This is a genomic window from Capnocytophaga sp. oral taxon 380 str. F0488 (assembly GCF_000318255.2).
Lineage (GTDB): Bacteria > Bacteroidota > Bacteroidia > Flavobacteriales > Flavobacteriaceae > Capnocytophaga > Capnocytophaga ochracea.
Genome location: NZ_KB291211.1, coordinates 1 through 20924, shown reverse-complemented (window position 1 = coordinate 20924; position 20924 = coordinate 1). Strand labels below are relative to the sequence as shown.

The following is a 20924-nucleotide window of genomic DNA, read 5'->3' as shown; positions in this document are numbered from 1 at the left end:
ATCCGCAAAAGCGATGAGGTTTTATACTAATTATTTATATTCTTTTTTTCAGCTTGTCCCCTTCGGTGGTTCGAGGGCTAATTGCCCGTGTGGCTCACACTACCAACCTGGGTTTTGTTTTACAATTCCGTTAGATTTATTGATTTCGCTATGAGGAATAGGGTAGAAGTACATCTTTTCGGTAAAAGTGCGCTTTTCTACTTCTTTTACTTGATAGCTAAAATGATTGCCGTTTTTGGTAGCTTGCACTCCCCTAAGTGGCTCATTGAGCACGGTAGTAGCGTCTTTCCAACGGCGCAAATCCCAATAGCGGTGTTCTTCAAAGGCGAGTTCTATACGGCGTTCGTGTTTTACTTTTTCTCTGAACTCCTCTTTTGATGCTGTAGTAATCGCAGGCATTTCCACCCCCGTTCTGCCTCTCACCAAATTGATAGCCTCTTTGGCAGTGAGTGCATAACCGTTGTTAGTATTGGGTCCGTAGGCTTCGTTCATCGCCTCGGCATAGTTGAGGTAAATTTCAGCTAAACGGAAAACTACCCAAGAGCGGAGTCTTTTCTCGTCTTGCACTAAATCAAGATTGTCGTTCAAAAACTTTTTGAGGTAGTATCCTGTGCGTGAAGCGTTTTTGGCGTTGTAGTTATCAGCGCCACCTGCGTATATTTCTATTGTGCGTCCGTTCCACTGACTGTTGTTGGTTACTATCGTATAGCCGAGTCGAGGGTCGCGGTTGGCGTATATATCATTAGGGTCGGGGGTACCTTTGTACTCATAAGCACTCACCAAATTATGCGAAGGCGTGATGCCGCTGTTGCCTCCTGCCGTACCAATGGGGTAGTTTTTCCTTTCCAAATCATTGGTGGCACTTTGGCGAATCGCAAAAATGGTTTCAGAGCTTTTCGCGCTTCTGTCGCCAAGAAACAAATCGCGGTAGCTATTGTCGAGGCTGTAGAGATTTAAGCTGAGGAGCTCATTAGCCGCACTGGCAGCTGCTTTCCACTTGTTTACATCGTTAGTGGGGTTGTACAACGGACTCGCCGCATAAAGCAACACTCTGGATTTGAGGGCTAAGGCAGCTCCTTTGGTAATACGCCCGTCCAAGCCAATATCAAAATCTCTTCCCCAATTGGTAATCAAGCTATCTTTGGAAGCATCGATTTCACTCACGATATAGTTCACTACCTCGTCCACTGTATTGCGAGGTAAATGCGTGTTACTATCGGCGGAAAGCGTTGTTTTTACAAGAGGCACCCCTCCATAGCGTTTCAGTAGTTCAAAATAGAAATAAGCTCGCAACACGCGGTTTTCAAAGCGCAAAGCCCTTATGCTCTTTACATCGCGATTGTAGTTATTGATGTCGTTTTGAGTGATAAGGTTGCGGTTCTGCTTTAAGAAAGAAGCATAGTTAGGGAATTTTTCCAAGAAATAAGTAGCCGCTTGTATGCCTTCATAGTTGTAAGCATACGTATTATCGGGGTTGTTGGTGCTATTCCAGCTTCCTTCGTTAAAAACTTGAGTGTTTGAAGGCGAAAGTGTATATTCAGCCTCGTCGCTCACTGCCGCAAACAGATTGCCATCGATGGCATCAAAGCGGTTTTGCAAACGCGTATAGGCAGCATAACCAAAGTCGTACAACACTTGGTAATTGGTTTTTATCTGCTCGTCGGTATCGTAAATATCTTCTTTGGTGTCTAACACATTACACCCGATGAGTGTACTCATCAGCGCAATGCAGCTCACTGCAAAGATTGTTCTGCTCGGTTTATTACTCTTTAACATAGCGATATATTTTCGGTAGTTCATTTGTTTAAAACTTTAAAGACACCCCCATAGTAACCGATTTGAGGGCAGGGTAACCTGATAGTACTTCGGGGTCTAAGTCATAATCGGTAAGCAGTGATGAGAAAGTAAACGGATTGGCGGCATTCACGTAAATGCGCAATTTGCTAACGCCTATCTCGTCGAGCATTCGTTTAGGAACGCTGTAACCTACCTCTATGTAGCGTACTCTTAGGTAATTAGCTTTCTTTATCCACAAGGTGGAAGGCTGGGTGTTATTGTTGTTGCTCAATAACGACAAACGTGGGTACTGTGCGCTGCTACGGGTATCGATGCCTTGTGCAGGATAGTAAGCCCAGCGGTTTTTGGCGATAGCATACACATTGCCGTTGTTCTCGAAAGCAACCGTTTTTTGGCGTGCATCGTCTAATAAATTCACCTCTCTGCCTTGTACTCCTTGCACGAGCACTCCAAGGTCAAATCCTTCGTAACCGAGGTTGATTGTACCAGCATAAGTGAGTGTAGGGAGGTAGCTTTTGCCTATTTCGGTTTTATCGGCAGGGTCTATACGGTTGTCGCCATTTAGGTCGCGGTATTTCACATCACCAGGGGCAACGTTTCCAAAGGAAGGTTTAGGGAGTGAAGGTAGCAGATTGCCATTGCTGTCAAAATCGTTTATGTCGTAAAATCCAGCAGCTTCATAGCCAAAGCGTGTGCCGATAGGTCGGCCTGTTTGAGCTGAACTCTCGCTACTAGCATCGTACTCAGCCATATAGTCTATTTTGTTTTTAGCATACGAAGCATTAGCGCCTATACTGTAAGTGAGTTTTCCTGCTGCATTGCTGTAAAGCGTACTCACTTCAAAACCTCGGTTAGTTACCTTTCCTATATTTTTATAGGGAGGGGTAGCCCCAAAGACACTTGAAATACTGTAATCAGGGGTGATAATACCCTCGTGTTTGTTGAGGAAAGCATCTATCATCACGTCCCATTTGTTGAAGAATTTAGCTTCCACGCCTATGTTGTACTTATAGGCTTTTTCGGCAAATATACGCTCATTAGGCACGTATTTTAGTCCGATAGCACTATGCCACGACGGGTCGTCGTTTCCTGTGGCAAAACCGCCTCCTCCGTAAGAACCGTAATAGCGTTCGTATAAGTAGCGACCTTCGTTGTACACATCGTTACCCGTAGTACCTACTGAAGCACGCAATTTCAACCGATTGATATTGGCATTCGCCGAAGGGTGTTGCTCATTGAAAACCTGATAGGCTGCTGAAAGAGCGTGATAAAAACCAAAGCGATTACCTTTCTTGTAGTTATCCGAGCCACCAAAGGCAAAACCAAATTCAGCTGATACGCGTTTGTTCCAATCGTAGAACACACGTCCGCCGATATTCTGATAAGCGTAGTTGTTGTTCAAACCCGCTTTTCCGTTGAGATTGTCGTCTATATTATAAACGTATTGAAGGTAATTTACCGCTGTTTGGAAAGTGTTTTGTCCAAACTCACGGGCATAACCTGCACCCAACAGAAACTGCAAACGGTTCCATTGGTTGGTACCCCAGTCGTCGTCTACTTTGTAGTTGCTATCGCGATGAGTGGTTTGTGCTGCCCCATTGAACATACGAGTGTAATCTCTACTTACAATGCGTGTGCCTCGTGTCCACGAACTGAGCGATACGCCTTGTTGTATGTATAAACCAGGGGTGATGAAGTCTAATTTCTCTTTTAGGTTGAAATTAGCCCCTAAAGTGCGGTCGTGTAGGGTTTTGATACCTAAGGCTCGGATAGAAGCGTAAGGGTTATCGGGGTGGATGGCTGTACCAGGGAATGAGCCATTAGGGTTTTGTGCCGGATAAATGATATTAGGGTAGCTCGCCAAGTTTTGCCAGAGCTTATACTCGTTGTAATTAGGCGATTTACGGTCTTCTATACGCCCGTTGATATTTACATTACCTTCAAATATTTTGAGCATACTGAAGTCTAAATTTGCCTTTACGAGATATTGGTCGAACCTTCCGCTGGAATGCGAATCGTCGTTCTTAGAGGCGTACAAACCACTGTTGCCAGCGTGCCCTAATAGCACAAAATACTTGGTAGTAGCCGAGCCTCCGCGTATGCTCACATCTTGCCTATCAAACAAAGCCGACTTTTTGAGCACTTTGTCATACCAATCGGTGTTGTATTTCACATCGTTAGGGATATTGTAAAAGCTCGTCCAAGCACCTGCATCGTTACTGTAAGCTTCGTTGTATAGCTGAGCATACTCGGTAGCCGATAGCGGTTTGCTCAGTACCGTAGGCATTTGCACGCCTGTTTGGAAATCTACCCCTATTACGGGCTTGCCTTCTGTACCGCGTTTGGTGGTAATCCACACGATGCCGTGCGCGCCTTTCATACCAAATGGTGCTAAGGCAGCTGCATCTTTCAAAACCGTAATCGATTCGATTTCGGAAGGTGATAGCAGTATAAAATCACTTTGGTAACCATCGATAAAATAGGTAACCGAAGGGTAGTTGTAAGAACCCAACCCGCGGATATTTAGGCTGGCATTGTCCATTCCTCCCCCTTGCAATACAGTGAGCCCAGGTAGCAACCCAAACAAACTGTTGGTAAAGTTAGTTGTGGGCATTTTTAAGAGTTGTTCTCCTTTTACTGATGAGGTAGAAAGCGTAGACAATTCTTCGGGTACGTTCAGAGGGCTTTGTGCCTGCACAGCACCTGCCCAAAGCATACAGCCCACAAGGCTACAAAATAATATGTTATGTTTATATTTCATTTCAGTTGTTTTATTAATTGGTTATTAGTACCCTGGGTTTTGTATCAAGTAGCCTTTGTTCACTTCCGATTGAGGGAAAGGCTCTAAATACTGACTGTTGTCCCAATACCCTGTATAGACAGGTTTCACAGCATAAGAAGCGTAATCCCACGCATTCCACCCCTCCGATTTTCCTGGAGCGTATTCAAAAACTACTCCTTTCTTTTCCCCTCCAATGATACCATTGGCAATATCGGTGAGTTTCCAGTGTTTTACATCGAAATAACGGTGATTTTCTTCGTAGAACTCTACCGCCCACTCTCTTTGTACAATTTTGCGCAAAGCATCTTGTCCTGTTTCAGTAACATTGGGCAGCCCTGCACGCGAGTGGATAACGTTTAGGTTTTGCAAAGCCTGAGCAGGATTCCCTGCTTCGTTATAGGCTTCGGCGAGATTCAAGTAGAACTCAGCCAAACGGTACAAAGGGAATTCAAACCAATCGCGGGTATCAGCCATATAGAAGAATTTTACACGGCGTCCTGCGCCTTCACTGCCTGCTCTCTTTTCCCAAGTAGACGCATTTGCCAAACTCTCACTTGACCAATAATGCGAACTCGGGTTGTTCCACGCTTGTTGTCCTGCAATCGCTGCTGAGGCTTTAAAACGGGCTTCTAACTCGTTGCACTTGTTCACATAAGTTGTGTAGCTTTCCCAATTTTCACCCGTCCACGTTTGGTCAGTACCATCAGTTTTGTAGTATTGGGTAAGCTGCAAGTAACTCATAGAATTTGCTCCTCCTGGTTGGCTGTGAGGGTTGTAAGCCTCTATAAAGTTCTGTGATTTAAAGGCGAGGAGTACTTCCCGGTTGTTAGGGGTTGCTACCGCTGTACCGTAATCGGCTAAGGGGTTCCCCGTATTGATGATTTGGTAACCATTGGCAGTTGCCCAGCGTATCACTTGCTCATTTGCCTCTATGGCTTGTTGCCACAACGAAGCATCGTGTGTACCAAAACAAATCAGGTTGTTATTACCTCCCAAACTCATATAAGGCGTATTGCTATTGAACAGCGGACGCGCGGCGTACATCAGCGCTTCAGCTTTAATACACATAGGGATACCTTTGGTTACACGTCCTTTTTCCGAAGCGTTGTAGCTATCGGGCAGGTCGCTAATAGCTTTGTTGCAAAGGGCGATAATATGGTCTAAGGTAGCGCGCAAGGTAGCGCGAGGGATATTCAACTCAGAATCTACTGAAAGTGTACCCTCTATAATAGGTACCCCGCCATAACGTTTGAACATCTCCTCATATCGGTAGGCGATGAGGGTGTACATTTCGGCTTTGATACTTTTCTTTTGTACCTCAGTAAGATCGGGGACTTTATCAATATTTTCAATCACCAAATAGCACTGACGGATAGATTGGTAGTTGAACACGAAACCATCGGAACTCAATGCTTTGCCATCGGAGTCGCTGGCTACCATTCCAGAACGTTGAATTTTATAGGTGTCTTCCCAACTGAATTTCACATCGTTCACTTCTCCCGATAGGTGAGAGAGCGTTCCTGCTTTCAGTCCGCTAATGCGCCCATTGTCGTAACGCAAGGTAATACCTGATTGCAGGCTCATAGCGTAGGCTTGGGCAATAGCCGAGAGAGATTTCTGTTTGCTCGAAAAGATAGAATCGACATTCACATCACTCCCTAAACTCTTTTCGAGGAAGTGGTCTTCTAACTTACAAGAAAATACTTGTGAGAAAAAGACAAGGATTAAGGTGGTATAAATGAGCTTTTTCATTGGTTGTATTTTTTAGAATTGAACGTTGAGCCCTACGCTATAAGTGCGGGTCATAGGGTAGAGATATCCAGAGGCAGCGCCGTTAGAATCTTGTTGTTCGGGGTCGTAACCATCGTGCATTTTAGACCACGTATAGAGGTTGCTACCACTCACCGATAGTTTCACCGATGAGATACCAGCTTTATCCAACCACATTTTCTTTTGCAAGAGATAGCTTACTTCCACGTTTTTCAGCTTGATATGGTCGGTAGAGAGCAACCAGAAGTCGCTAAACAATCCGTTGATATTATCGCCGGTGCGCATAGAAGCACGTGGGAAAGTAGGGGTAATGCCGTTTTGAGCTTTCTCAGGAGTCCAACGTCCGTCGTACTGATGTTGGAAAGCAGCCCCTGTACCCATATAGAAAGGGTTGCGCGTATAGAAATCCAAAGGCATAGAACCTTGAGCCGTACCGGTGAACAACACCGATATTTCAAATCCTTTGTAACCTACATTGAGGTTTGCCCCAAAAGTATAGCGAGGGAAGTTCGCATAACCAATAGGCACGCGGTCTTTCTCGTCGATAACGCCATCGCCATTCACATCTACATAACGGAGGTCGCCAGGTTGTACTTTATTGCCATCAAAACGCGAATAAGGGCGTTGCATTACCTCTTGCCAAGTGTTGTAGAAGCCATTGGTGAGATAACCTCTATACTGCCCGATAGAATAACCCGTTTCATTCATCCAAGGATAAGGATTGTTAGGCTCATCGCGGTAGTCAATTTTATTTTTGGCATAGGATACATTCCCCCCGATACCATAAGTGAAATCGCCTATCTTGTCGCCCCAGTGCACTTGTATTTCGTAACCTTTATTGGTTACTTTACCTATATTGCTCGCAGGAAGGTCAGAACCTACAATACCAGGCACTGTACCTCTGTTCCACAAGATGTTATCGCGTTTTTCTTGGAATACATCGGCATTGATGGTAAGCCTATCTTTAAACATATTCAGGTCGATACCCACATTGCTTTTTTTGGCGCGTTCCCAAGTAACATTGGGGTTCCCAACACGCGTTTCCCAAGCACCAGTATAGAAAGGGTCTTTGGTAGTACCATCACTACTACCGAAATAGTAACCTCCTGCACCATAGCCATCGTTGCGGTAGCCTTCATAACCATAGCCCCAAGTACTAGGCAAGTATAGAAAACGGCGACCACCTACTTGGTCATTCCCTACTTCGCCATAAGAACCTCTGAGCTTTAAGTAAGTAACAATATTGTTTTTAGGGAAGAACTTTTCGTTAGTAACTACCCAACCCAATGAGAAGGCAGGGAAGAATCCGAAGCGTTTGCCAGGAGCGAAGTTTTCGGTACCATTATACCCCATATTGCCTTCAATAAGATAACGGCGGTCGTAATCGTAAGTAACCCTACCGGCGAGCCCCATAATACCAGCAGGTACGTTGAACTCAAAACCAGGGTCGTACGTTTTTTGTCCGTTAGCCAAAAGTAAGGCAGTGATATTGTGTTTTCCGAAAGAGCGGTCGTAGTTGGTAGCTACTTCAAAATAGAGGCGACGCCACTTGCTTGATTTAAAGCGGTCGGTAAGGGTAGTGTGTTTGAGTCTGCCGCCAAAGAAGAGTAGTTCAGCAGGGTTTTTAGGGTTGCGAGTTACGCTATACGAAGGGATAGAGCGTTCTCTTTTAACCCCTTTTCTATACAAATCGTTGTAAGAAAAAGTACCCGAAATAGAAAGACCCTGAGTGATATAATCGAGTTTGTGTTTCAGTTTTAAGTTTAGATTTAAGTCGGTTTGATAGGTAGTAAGGTAAGGTCGCCAGAGCAAACTGGACAATACGGAATAACCTGTACCTCCTTTGCCTACTAAAGGATTTACGCCATCTACATATCCATCGATTAAACGCCCATCTACAATACCAGGACCTGCAAAAGGTGTATTCGCCAAAATGTGTACTAACATCGACTTTTTGCGGGCTGTTTCGCTGTTTACATCGCCGTCTTGCTCACTACCTAAAATCCCTCCTACCTTTGAAGATACAGCAGCAAGGTCGAGCGTGAGGTTAGTACGGTCGGTAAGTTCAAAATCGAAGTTAGAGCGGAAGTTGTAACGCTGATATTTAGAGTTTACATCGGCGTTGTGGTAGTTGGTTTCTTTGAAAGTACCTCCTTGATAGAAATATCCCAAAGAAGTAAAATAACGCGTTTTCTCACTTCCCCCTGATACGTTTAGGTTGAATTGCGTTTGAGGAGATACCCCGCCAAAAGCTTCTTTGAAATAGTTATGACTTGTGTAATACAGAGCAGGGCTATTTAGTAGGGCTTGTTTTTGTTCAGGAGTGAGGTTCATCGCTTCCACCTCTTGAGGTGTGTAGTCGCGATTGTTCTTGAACTTCCACAACTCGTTGTGAAAACCGCTTTCGCTGAACAGTTTATCGAAGTTACTAGGGTCGTTGTCATTGCGAATAGCTTCGTTGCGGAAACGAGCATAATCATAAGAATTGAGCAGGTCTAACTGAGTAGCCAGCTGACTCATACCAAAGTTATAAGTAAGACTCACCTTAGGAGCGCCAGAGCGACCTCTTTTGGTAGTTACTACCACCACCCCATTAGCTCCTTTTACACCATAGACAGCTGTTGCCGAAGCGTCTTTCAGCAAGTTGATACTTTCAATTTCGTAAGGGTCCATCGCATTTACGGCATTCATAGAGCTTTGGATACCATCTACTACTACCAAAGGTTCTTGGCTACTTGCATTGAAGGTACTCACCCCGCGAATACGAATGGTAGTAGCGTTCCTACCAGGCTCACCACTGGACTGAGTGGAAGTAATCCCTGGCATACGCCCAACCAGCGCATTGGAGACGTTGGCAACTGCATTCTCTACGAGTTTATTTCCTTTGACAGAAGAAATAGCACCTGTTACAGTTTCCTTCTTTTGGGTACCATACCCCACCACCACCACTTCTTTTAGTTCGGTGGTTTCGGGCAATAGCTTTACGGTGATGCTGTTGCGGTTTTGCACCTGCACTTTGGTACTCTTATATCCCATAAAGGATATCTCTAAGGTAGCATTTCCGTTCTTCAAGCTGAGTTGGAAGTTACCGTCGAAATCGGAGGTTACGCCGTTTTTAGTACCTACTTCCAATACGGTAGCACCCATCAGAGGCATATTGTCTTCATCAACTACTTTCCCTTTTACTGTTTGGGCAAACAGGGATTGTGCTCCTACGCATAGCCCGAACAGCCAAGCGAGCATCAGTAGTTTGGTTTTGTATGAATGTAATCTATCCATAATTTTGGAATTTTAGTTATATGGAAAATGTCTTATTTCGTTGGGGCAAAGGTAGGGTGTTATAGTTAAAGGGTTGTTATCATTTTTTTTCGTTTATTTATCAAATTCTATCTACAGTAAGAAATATTAAAGTAAAGGAAATGTTTAGGTATTTGTTATATTGTGTTTATCAAAGGTTTATAACAAAATATTTTTTTTCTTTAACAAGCGCAATATTACATATTTTAAAATAAATAAACAAATAGAGGTTTTACAGTGGGTCTTCAGTGGCTCTACAGTGGCTCTACAGTGGGTCTACAGTGGCTCTACAATGGAGACTAACCGAAGATTAATTGAATACTAAATGAACACAGATTGAATTTAGAATGTTACTAAAACCAATCGAGGGAGGGAAATTAGCAAATTAGGAGCGAGCCGCACGGGCGGTCGTAGCACGACGGGCGGGAATGGAGTTCTCGGATGATTCGGACGTGCCGGACGAAGGTCAGATGAGAAGAATGACTTTATTGAAAAGAGTTGAGGGGTTCGGAAGGGTATGTTGAGGTAAAAAGTAAAAGAGAAAAGATAAGAGGTAAAATGGGGGCTTAGCTGATAGGAAGCTGTATAAAGAAGAGAGATTTTTTTTGTTATGATACAAAAATGCAACTTAAAGAGCTGGTGTAACCCATAATAACTGACTTCGACAATTGGTTTATAATCGGAATCAGATAAAAACCTTAGGTGTGAGTGAAAATGGAAAGTTAAGAGAAGTAAAAGCAGAATTTAACCAGTCGGGAAGTTTGAAGAGAAACAATCTGCGTTTAAATCTTAAAGGAAAGAGGGCTAATGGAAGTTTATTAGTTAGCTCTCTAATATTATTGTATTCCTCCTATTCTTACTAAGCTACCCAGTACTACCATTACTACCCCTATGAGGGTTACACAGATAATATGCACCGCCATTTCAGGCAACTTGTTAAGCTGACCTTTGCGCAATTTGGGCAAAACGCGCGTTTGTGCCGAAATAGCAAAACAAATAGAGGTAAGCAAGCAAGAGAGTTTCAGCGATACCACGCGCTCAATAGGAGTAGCGAATGAAAACCAAGAACTGAAGCCAGCGTTGTAGTCGTAAGCCATCAAAATACCTGTGATAACTAATACGGCAAGAGAGGGCATTCCGATAGGCTCGTAAGTCTTCTCGAAATTGCCTATATAGCTAAAATCTTTGCGTTTAAGAGCTTTTGGCAAATAGCCGATAGCCAATACTAAGTGTCCGCCTACCCAAATAGTGGCAGCAATGAGGTGCAGAATGAGAATGAGGTGATGTGTGTACATAGGTATTAGGGGTCAAGGGTTACTTGTTATTAAACGTATTCATTGTAATATTAAGCCCTGCTAAGCCAAAAGAAAGGACGGCTTCGGCACATTTTTCTAAGCGTTCGGGGAGGAGGGTTTGCTCTTCGGGAGTCCATTCGCCGAGTACATAGTCTATTTGCTTGCCCGATTCAAAATTACTGCTAATGCCAAAGCGCAAACGCGCATATTGTTGGGTGTTCAGTTGGGCTTGTATATCTTTAAGTCCGTTGTGCCCGCCGTCACTACCTTTGCCTTTGATTCGGATAGTGCCAAACGGGATATTCAAATCGTCGCAAATGACTAAAAGGTTTTCCAAAGGAATGTTCTCTTTTTCCATCCAATAGCTCACTGCCTTGCCACTGAGGTTCATATACGTGGAAGGTTTCAACAATATAAAGGTACGCCCTTTCACTTTAATTTCGGCGAGGTCACCAAGCTTCTGAGTAGTAAAAGAAGTATTATGGTCTTTCACCAATGTATCGGCTACAAGGAATCCTATATTATGACGTGTGTTGGCGTATTCAGCCCCTATATTGCCGAGGCAGGCTATTAAATATTTCTTCATAGTGCAAAGGTAGTAATAATTTGCGAATTAGCTGATTTGTGAATTATAAAATTACAATTCACCTCCTACGCCTTTGTACTTTTCTACAAAAGCAGCTATTTTGCGAAAGACAGTTTGTTTTTTGGTTCGATATTGTGGGTTTAACGGACTCATTTTAGGCAAAATGCTATTGAGGTCAGTGCCATTTTCGCTGGCGTATTCTCGTTTTAGAGAAAGCTGTATATATCGTTTAGCCGCCTCTTCATTTAAGTTTTCTTCAGCGATTAGCTCGGCAGCTTCAGCTTTTTGTCGCTCTTGGGCATAAGTGAAGAACGCTGCTATGATAGTCGGTTTGTCGTCAATAGTATCTAAATTAGTTTCGTTGATAAAATCGACAATAAGGCCTTCTTTAGCACGATTACCAATGCTGGCACGGATAATGCGGCGCACTTCCTCTACTAAAGCCTCTTTGTTTTTGTTCTTTTTGTGGTGTTCTAAGATGAGTTCGAGGATATAATCGAGGTCTATTTCTTGGGATTTGAGTAAATCTACTTCAAAAACCACCTCTTCCCAGTCAATTAACTGTTTTTCTTGTACTGCATTCTCGCGTTCCTTGCTTACCCAATCACGTATATCGTTATAAGTAGATTTATAATCTTGCACTAATCGGTCTTTTAGTACCTCTAATTGTACCATAGAAGCGACTTGCTCTTCGGTTAGGAAATGCTCCTCGGCAAAGGATTTTAACGCTTCAGGGTCGTTTTTATCAATCGTTTGTAGCGCTTTGAGATGGGCAAATTCATCGTAGTTCTGCAAGATGTTTTCCACCTGCAAATATTCACCAAAAAGCTTTACAAAGGCTTTCTTATCGGCTGTAGTGTGAATTTCATCAGGGTCGGGGAATTGTTCTTTTAGTTCTTTTACAATTTCGTTATAGCCTCGGCAAGCTTTACCGGTAATAATATCAGTAAAGCCCTCGAGATACTCTTGGTAACTTTTTTCGAGGATTACATTCTTGGTGCTCTTATCGCCGAAAAGGGTAATAGCATCGATGGTAGCTTTTTCTAAATCGCGGAAAGTAACGATATTACCAAAGCTCTTAGTGCTGTTGTAGATACGATTAGTGCGAGAATAAGCCTGCAAAAGTCCGTGATAGCGTAAGTTTTTGTCTACAAACAACGTATTGAGCATAGGGGCATCAAAACCAGTGAGGAACATACCTACTACTATCATCAGGTCGACTTCTTGATTTTTCACACGGTTACTCAAATCGCGATAGTAGTTTTCAAACGATTTGCTTTCTGATGAAAAGCTTGTTTTAAACATCGCATTATAGTCGGTAATGACTTTTTCCAAAAACTCTTTGGCACTGACGTCCATAGCGGAAGGTTCGAAAGTTTCGTCGGTAATGTCGCCTATAGCATTTTGTTCTTCATTGGCCGCATAGGAAAAGATAGTCGCTATCTTGAGCGGTCGGTCGCTATCTTTTTGCAAAGCGTTGAGCTCTTGGTAGTAGCATTTGGCAGCCTCTACACTACTAACGGCAAACATCGCATTGAAGCCCTTATTACTACCCTCATTCCTGTGGGTTTTGAGGCGGAAATTGCGCAAGATGTACGTAGATATTTCCCTAATACGTTCGGGGTGTAGCAAGAGGCGTTTGTTTTCGGCAGCACTGAGTTTGGCTTCATCTTGCTCGGTTTCTATCCCCTTAAATTGCGGACGCACATCGTTGTAATCTACTTTGAATTTCAGTACTTTTTCATCGCGAATGGCATCGGTAATTACGTAGGCGTGCAGTTCGCGACCAAACACGCTGGCAGTAGTTTCGCTGCCCAAGGCATTGTCGGGGAAAATAGGGGTGCCTGTAAAACCAAATTGGTAGTACTTTTTGAACTTCTTTTTAAGGTTCTTTTGCGCTTCACCAAATTGCGAACGGTGTGCCTCATCGAAGATGAAGACAACTTGCTGGTCGTATACCGGCAAATGCTCTTCACTCCTCATCAGGTTGTTGAGTTTCTGGATAGTAGTAACGATAATTTTATGGTCGTTCTTGGTTAAATTCTGTTTGAGTCCGGCAGTACTACCTGAGCCATTTACACTATCGGGCGAAAAGCGTTGGTACTCCTTCATCGTTTGATAATCCAAATCTTTTCGGTCTACGACAAAGAACACTTTATCGATAAAATCGAGCTGGGTAGCCAATTGGGCAGCTTTAAAGCTGGTGAGCGTTTTGCCCGAGCCTGTAGTATGCCAGATGTAGCCACCTCCCTCGAGAGAGCTCCAGTGCTTAGCCTGATAGGCACTTTTTATCTTCCACAGTAGCCGTTCGGTAGCGGCTATTTGGTAGGGGCGCATCACTAATAGTGTGTCGCTTACATCAAGCACGGAATAGGTGAGTAGCACTTGTAACAAAGTGTTTTTCTGAAAGAAAGTAGCGGTAAAATCCTTAAGGTCTTTGATGAGCGTATTATCGGCTCTTGCCCAATTCATCGTAAAGTCGAAACTGTTTTTATTACGCTTTACGGTATTAGCAAAATATCTGGTATCGGTACCGTTGGAAATGACAAAGAGTTGCAAGTATTTGTACAGAGAACTCTCGCTGTTGAAACTCTCCTTGCTATAGCGATGCACTTGGTTGAACGCTTCTCGGATAGCCACGCCTCGTTTTTTGAGTTCTATTTGCACTAAGGGCAACCCATTCACTAAAATCGTTACATCATAACGATTGGCGTGAGAGCCTTTCTGCTCGAACTGATTGATGACCTGCACCTTATTACGAATGATATTTTTCTTATCTACTAAATAGATATTTTGTATATGTCCATCGTCGAATACAAAGTCGTAGATATAATCGCGGTGCAGTTTGCGCGATTTTTCTACCAAGTTATCGCTGGGGGCATCTAAATATTCCTCTACAAAGCGCTGCCACTCGGCATCGGAGAAGGTTACGCTGTTGAGGTTCTGCAGCTGCGTGCGCACATTATTCAAGAGTGCTGCGGGGGTAGTAAGCTGTGGCAGGTATTCATAGCCTTGTTCTACCAAATCCTCTATAAATTCGCGCTCTAACGCATTTTCGCTTTGGTAAGTAGCAGGAGCTTCGCTCACTTTAGAGAGCTTAGTATAATTGTCTAAAACGATGTAGTTTTGTGTTTCGGCGATAGTGTTGTAGGTCATAATATGATTATAATTTATTTTATCTTATCTGTAAGGGCAAAGTCAGCGAGCTGGCGCAGCTGAGTATGTGAGGCAATTAGCCTTCAAACAACAATCCTTCCTCAATATTTAGGGTCAATTGCCATTGACCCCTACGAGGGGAACGACAATAATTTCTCCCTATAATACTCGTATTGTTTTCTGCGTAGGGCTATTTCTTTCGGCAGCCCCTCGCTGATAGAATTGACTAAAGTATCGAACTTATCAAGAATGTTGGCAATACGCTGTTGCTCGGAGAGGGGAGGGAGAGGAATGGTAATCTTAGTTAAGTCATTAGCCGATATATCTATCACTTTGGTTCCCTTAGCGTACTTTCTTTTTTGGTTTGAAAACTCTGTTGTCTGCGTATAATAAACCAAATATTTACCTATGATTTTTTCTGAAGGTTTAAAAATGGTAGCGTGTCCTCCTGTTACACCTTGTTCTTTTACACAATAGGCAACAGCTTTCCCTACGTCATCTATATTCTCACTTGTATTTGTTATTATCACGTCTCCATAATCTACTTTTCTAAGTCCTTCAGCTGTTTCAGGAGATACAAAAGAAATTGTTTGTTCCGCAGAAATCCCATAGTAAGTATAAATTTGACCATAATGGATAGCAGGAACACCACTTGTTATGAGGTCTTTCTTCTGTAATCCATTGCCCCGTATAAAAGTGCCTACTTCTCCCAGCGTTTTCCAAACTATCTCAGTACCCCCCCCTATCTCATTGAAAGTCAATAGCTTATTTCGATAGTATTCATACTGCCGCTTGCGGCAGTCCAGCTCCGCCTCCAGCTCCGCCTCCAGCTCCGCCTCCAGCTGGGTGAACTTGTCCAAAATACGAACAATCTCTTGCTGAACAGAAAGAGGGGGAAGAGGGATTTGGATTTTTTCCATTTGATTACTCATAAGCTTAGGATTTCCCATACCTGAATAGACATGTTTCTTAGCTTCTATGGAAAGCCAATAGTACAGATATTTATAGTTAAGGGTTTGTATATTTTTAATAGTTACCAATCCACATACATTCGTTATAGAAAAACAACCTTCTCTATAAAAGACAGTGCCAGCATTTGCCCCATCAGTAGTCCAAGTAATAGCTTCCTGCTCAAAATCAAAAGTTTTTATTCTTCCTATTTCTCCATTATTTACTGTTTGAGAACTGTAGACAGGATACTCTCCTACATTGTCATACAAATATTCTTTAGAAATTACTCGTCCTCTTTTCAAACTAGCTACCTCTCCCAGCGGTTTCCACACCACCTCAGCGCCTTGCAGGAGATGTTCTATATAAGGGAATATTTTAGGTTCTTGTGTCATAGGTTTACGCTTCTAATTGGCTAATAATTTCGTTAATATCGGCACGAAGGCTGTCAATCCGCACTACGGTTTGCGCTACTTCGGCATTGAGTTGCTGAATATCTATCACCTCGCGGGTGTCCTTCGCCTCTACGTATGAACTAGCGGATAGGTTGTAGTCATTTTCGGCTATCTGCTGGTTGTCTACCTGCACAGCGGTGTGAGGTACTGCCTCTTTGTCGGCAAAAATGCTAACAATACGCGCTATATGGGCATCGGTCAGTACGTTGTTATTGGTTTCTTTCTTAAAAAAGTCCTCACCACTGGCATCGATAAATTGGGTTCGGGTATCGGGTTTGTGTTTGGAAAGCACCAATATATTCACCGCAATGCTGGTGCCGTAGAAGAGGTTGGGCGGTAGGGCGATAACGGTTTCTACATAGTTGTTATCGATGAGGTATTTGCGTATTTTCTGCTCGGCGCCTCCACGGTAAAAAATACCGGGAAAGCAGACAATAGCGGCACGCCCTTTAGCTGAAAGGTAGCTGAGGGAATGCAATACAAAGGCAAAGTCGGCTTTAGATTTTGGGGCTAATACGCCTGCAGGTGCAAAACGGTCGTCGTTGATAAGGGTAGGGTCGTCACTACCTATCCAGTTCACCGAATAAGGAGGATTGGAAACGATGGCATCAAAAGGTTTTTCATCGCCAAAACAAGGGTTGATAAGCGTATCACCTAAGGCGATGTTGAATTTGTCGTAGTTGATATTGTGCAAGAACATATTCATACGCGCCAAGTTGTAGGTAGTATGATTGATTTCCTGCCCAAAGAAGCCTTCTTCTATCTGGTAGTCATCGAAGTGTTTTTTAGCTTGTAGTAGCAGAGAGCCCGACCCACAAGCAGGGTCGTAAATCTTATTTACTGAAGTTTGTCCTAATAATGCCAACTGCGCAATGAGTTTAGAGACATTCTGAGGGGTAAAGAACTCCCCACCCGATTTGCCTGCATTGGCGGCATAGTTGGAGATGAGGAACTCATAAGCATCACCAAAGAGGTCGATTTGGTGGTTTTCGAAATCGCCAAAGTTAAGGCTTGCCACGCCGTTAATTACCGCCGCAAGTCGTTTGTTTTTTTCCTCAACGGTATTGCCAAGGCGGTTGGAAGTAGTGTCGAAGTCGGCAAACAGTCCTTTAATGTCAGTCTCAGAGGGGTAGCCATTGGCGGAACTTTCGATAGCTGAGAAGATAGCTGCTAAATCGGTATTGAGATTGGAATTGCTATTCGCATTTTTGGCTATATTCGTAAACAGCTGACTGGGATAGATGAAGTAGCCTTTGGTTTTGGTAGCATCGTCTTTTATTTCGGGAGAAATTTCTTCATCACGCATCTGGGCATAATGCACACTCTCGTCGCCTGCTTCAATGTAGTTCGTGAAATTCTCACTGATAAAGCGGTAAAAGAGGGTTCCTAACACAAACTGTTTAAAGTCCCACCCATCTACTGCTCCGCGTACTTCGTTGGCTATTTTCCAAATTGTGGCTTGTATTTCTTCTCTTTGCTTGATACTTGTCATTATATTACCTATTTTCACAGGTGCAAAGGTAATAATAATTTGCGAATTAGCCAATTTGCAAATTAGCACGGCTCTCCATACAAATCGTAATCGGTAGCATCAATAATCTTTACATCTGTAAAATCACCTATCTTTACATAGTGTTTTTTAGCATCGATAAGCACCTCGTTGTCTACATCGGGCGAGTCGTATTCGGTGCGACCTACAAAGTAGTTGCCCTCTTTGCGGTCGATAAGGCAACGAAAAGTCTTTCCTACTTTCTCTTGGTTGAGCTCCCACGATATTTGCGATTGTATCTCCATAATCTCGTTAGCACGTGCAAGCTTTACTTCTTCCGGCACATCGTCTTCGAGCGCATAGGCGGTAGTGTTTTCCTCGTGACTGTAAGTAAAACAACCCAAACGGTCGAAGCGCATTTCTTTTACAAAGTCTTTCAGCTTCTGGAAATCTTCTTCCGTTTCTCCTGGGTACCCCACAATAAGGGTAGTGCGTATAGCCATTTCGGGTATCGCTTCGCGGAACTTTTTCAGCAGTTTAGTAGTCTTCGCTTGGGTAGTACCGCGCTTCATACTTGCGAGGATAGAGTCAGAAATATGTTGAAGCGGAATGTCTAAATAGTTACAGATTTTAGGTTCAGTCTTCATTACCTCCAATACGTCCATCGGGAAGCCGGTAGGGAATGCATAGTGTATGCGTATCCACTCGATGCCTTCGACTTTTACGAGGGCACGGAGCAGGTCAGCCAAAGCGCGTTTCTTGTAGAGGTCAAGACCGTAGTAGGTAATATCTTGGGCGATGAGTATAAGTTCTTTCACTCCTTTGGCAGCCAACTTCCCCGCTTCGGTTACGAGAGCTTCAATAGGGGTCGATAGGTGCGCCCCGCGCATTAGCGGAATCGCACAAAAGCTACAAGGGCGATCGCAACCTTCCGATATTTTCAGATAGGCGTAGTTCTTAGGGGTAGTAGTGAGGCGCTCGCCTATGAGCTCGTGTTTATAGTCGGCGCCGAGTACTTTCAAAAGAGCAGGCAGTTCGCTAGTACCGAAGTATTGGTCTACATCAGGGATTTCTTTCTCCAAATCGGGTTTATAGCGTTCAGAGAGACACCCCATTACAAACACCTTATCTACCAATCCGGCTTCTTTCTGTTGTACATAGTCCAAAATAGTGTTGATACTCTCCTCTTTGGCATTGTTGATAAACCCACAAGTGTTAATCACCACAATATTGCCTTTTTGTTCGTGCACCACCTCTTTACCACCCGCTTTAAGTTGCCCCATCAGCACTTCGCTGTCATACACATTTTTAGAACACCCAAGGGTTATGACGTTTATAGTGTTTTTCTTTATACTTCTTGTTCGCATTTGTTGTTAGTTTCAGGGTGCAAAGATAAGAATAATTTTGTGGTTCACGCTTAAAAATGGAAATTCAGCTGTACAAAGCCTATTTTAGCTAAACGACTCTCAAACCACTCGGTTTGAGCATCGGGGTCGAAGCTTCGGCGATCGCGACGAATGCTGTATTTTACAAAGAAACCTGGCTCGGTAGCTACCGAAAAATTCTTGCTCAATCGAAATAGTACCCCGAAAAAAGGATTAAGAGCAATATTAGTAAAGTGTTGTTGGCGGTCTTTGTAATAAAGATAACGCCCCCAAACATCAATTCCATAGTAAAATTGCCATTTCTTATAGTCTTTGAAGAGTTTATCAACACCTATCTTCAAAGCGAGTTCATAACTGCTATCCTTAGCAGTTTCTGCGCGATAATCTCCCCCAATACGATAGGCAAAAGAAGGTGTTTTTAGGTAGCGGTATTCCAATAGGAAAGCATTGCTATCACTGGGGAAGGCGGCATTTACAAATTTGGAAAGCCCTATGCCTATTTGATGCTTACATTCTGGTATATCATTCACAATTGTCGTAGGAGAGGTCGCGGCGACGATACTATCAGTAGTCCTAAAAAGAACATTGCCCTCTTGAGCGAGAGCAATGCCATTAATTATAGTTAAAATGAATAATAAGAACTTTCTCATTCATTACTTATTTAGTTTTAGTAAAACGTTTGAATATTTCGGTTACTCTATCTTCAAAGTCCGATACGTATTTTTCTGCTTTTTCTTTAGAACCGTCAGAGAAAATAAAGTAAACTACCTCTTCGTCGTTTTCTTTATCGATTTTCACATCAGCTACTTTGCGACCATTTTTATAGAGCTCTGCTTTTACATAAGTATTTGCTTCTTCCACTGTTAAGTCTCCTATTTTTTTACCTGACTTATGCACTGATTTTACATCTGCTTGTGCTATAATTTGAAAGTCATTTTGAATAGCTAACACGTGAATGTTATCAACTGCTTCTTCAAAAGTAGCAAAGCTATCATAATTGCCAGAAGTAAGTTTTACATTGGCTTTTAATCCAGTTGTGCAGCCTTGAGGAGAACTAAAGGCAAAGTCAAAGATAAAGTTCTCAGCGGTTTGTTTGGTAAGTCTGATAGTAGTGGTAAATGGATTGGTAAAAATAGTAATATCTGCTGAAGTAGGCACTGCAAAATTAGCGTTTTGTTCATATCTCACATTGCCAATTATTACTTCAAGCATTTTTACGTTATCTACCGTAACAACAGCGTGACCTTTTATAGGAAGTTTACTTACATCTCCTCCTTCAAAAGTAGCTTTAAAATCTTCATAATTTTCTACTACCCCACGGGCATTGTTGGTAGTACTGCTAGCCGTAGCAGGGAACAACCAAACGATGTTATTGGTAGTATTAGCCGTTTTGTCCCATTGTTTAGTAGTGCTATTCCAAGTGTAAGTACCTTTGAGCTCTTGGTAGTTAAAACCATTGTCTTTGTTCAAATCAAACTGACGGTCGAATTGGTCACCTAATTGGTCAAACCACGTTTCTTTTTGACCATATTGGTCTCTACCTGCTTCTTTGAATACAGTATTGTAAAAGAAGTCAGCAAAACCGCCGTCATTTGCTTTTTTAAGACAGTCATAAAAACTGTTCATCGTAGCGGTAACCGCCGCTTTTGCTTCCTCTGCAGAATATGCAGGAGCATCATCGTTTTTGTCGCCACAACTTACGAGGGCAACTGTGGCCAAAAGGCTCAATAAAATTCTCTTCATAATGAATGTTAGTATTTAAATTTTGAGGCAAAAGTAATGCTTTTTTTTATTCTCAACTATTAAAGGAATGTTAAACTTTTATACAATGACAAAAAACCAACCTCTTTCAGAGTCCCACCAATTAATCACACTTCTCATTTGCTAATTTCCAAATTTGCTAATTCTCTAATTATCCCTTCTCTTTACTGTCGCTATATCCCCCTCTCCTTGGGAGAAGTCTC

At 42.8% G+C, this 20924-nt stretch carries 12 protein-coding genes; all 12 read right to left on the bottom strand.

The genetic code is table 11. The features are described from left to right. Positions 1–99: 99 nt before the first annotated feature. The gene (locus HMPREF9078_RS07715) at positions 100–1800 is read right to left on the bottom strand and encodes a RagB/SusD family nutrient uptake outer membrane protein (protein ID WP_009420145.1); all 1701 of its coding nucleotides are present in this window, start codon (positions 1798–1800) and stop codon (positions 100–102) included. Positions 1801–1804: 4 nt separating this feature from the next. Next, the gene (locus HMPREF9078_RS07710; RefSeq protein ID WP_034543282.1) at positions 1805–4558 is read right to left on the bottom strand and encodes a SusC/RagA family TonB-linked outer membrane protein; all 2754 of its coding nucleotides are present in this window, start codon (positions 4556–4558) and stop codon (positions 1805–1807) included. A gap of 24 nt (positions 4559–4582) precedes the next feature. Next, positions 4583–6331 carry a RagB/SusD family nutrient uptake outer membrane protein gene (locus tag HMPREF9078_RS07705; RefSeq protein WP_009420143.1) on the bottom strand — a complete coding sequence of 583 codons (1749 nt, stop codon included), beginning with the start codon at positions 6329–6331 and terminating at the stop codon, positions 4583–4585. 12 nt (positions 6332–6343) lie between these two features. Continuing rightward, positions 6344–9628 carry a TonB-dependent receptor gene (locus HMPREF9078_RS07700; RefSeq protein WP_009420142.1) on the bottom strand — a complete coding sequence of 1095 codons (3285 nt, stop codon included), beginning with the start codon at positions 9626–9628 and terminating at the stop codon, positions 6344–6346. A gap of 854 nt (positions 9629–10482) precedes the next feature. Beyond that, entirely contained in the window at positions 10483–10941 is a 459-nt protein-coding gene (locus HMPREF9078_RS07695) for a CopD family protein (protein WP_009420140.1), read from the bottom strand. Between the two features lie 19 nt (positions 10942–10960). Next, the gene (pth, locus tag HMPREF9078_RS07690; RefSeq protein WP_009420139.1) at positions 10961–11527 is read right to left on the bottom strand and encodes an aminoacyl-tRNA hydrolase; all 567 of its coding nucleotides are present in this window, start codon (positions 11525–11527) and stop codon (positions 10961–10963) included. A 51-nt stretch (positions 11528–11578) separates the two neighbouring features. Continuing rightward, positions 11579–14683 (bottom strand): type I restriction endonuclease subunit R, encoded by a 3105-nt coding sequence (locus HMPREF9078_RS07685; RefSeq protein WP_009420138.1) that lies wholly within the window; start codon positions 14681–14683, stop codon positions 11579–11581. Between the two features lie 131 nt (positions 14684–14814). Further along, the gene (locus HMPREF9078_RS07680) at positions 14815–16026 is read right to left on the bottom strand and encodes a restriction endonuclease subunit S (protein WP_009420137.1); all 1212 of its coding nucleotides are present in this window, start codon (positions 16024–16026) and stop codon (positions 14815–14817) included. 4 nt (positions 16027–16030) lie between these two features. Further along, a complete protein-coding gene (locus tag HMPREF9078_RS07675) occupies positions 16031–17578 on the bottom strand; it encodes a type I restriction-modification system subunit M (protein ID WP_034543293.1) in 1548 nt (515 codons plus the stop codon). A gap of 62 nt (positions 17579–17640) precedes the next feature. Next, entirely contained in the window at positions 17641–18942 is a 1302-nt protein-coding gene (gene rimO / locus HMPREF9078_RS07670) for a 30S ribosomal protein S12 methylthiotransferase RimO (RefSeq protein ID WP_009420135.1), read from the bottom strand. A gap of 50 nt (positions 18943–18992) precedes the next feature. Continuing rightward, positions 18993–19610 (bottom strand): hypothetical protein, encoded by a 618-nt coding sequence (locus HMPREF9078_RS07665; RefSeq protein ID WP_009420134.1) that lies wholly within the window; start codon positions 19608–19610, stop codon positions 18993–18995. Positions 19611–19617: 7 nt separating this feature from the next. Further along, positions 19618–20703 (bottom strand): hypothetical protein, encoded by a 1086-nt coding sequence (locus tag HMPREF9078_RS07660; protein WP_009420133.1) that lies wholly within the window; start codon positions 20701–20703, stop codon positions 19618–19620. Between the last annotated feature and the right edge of the window lie 221 nt (positions 20704–20924).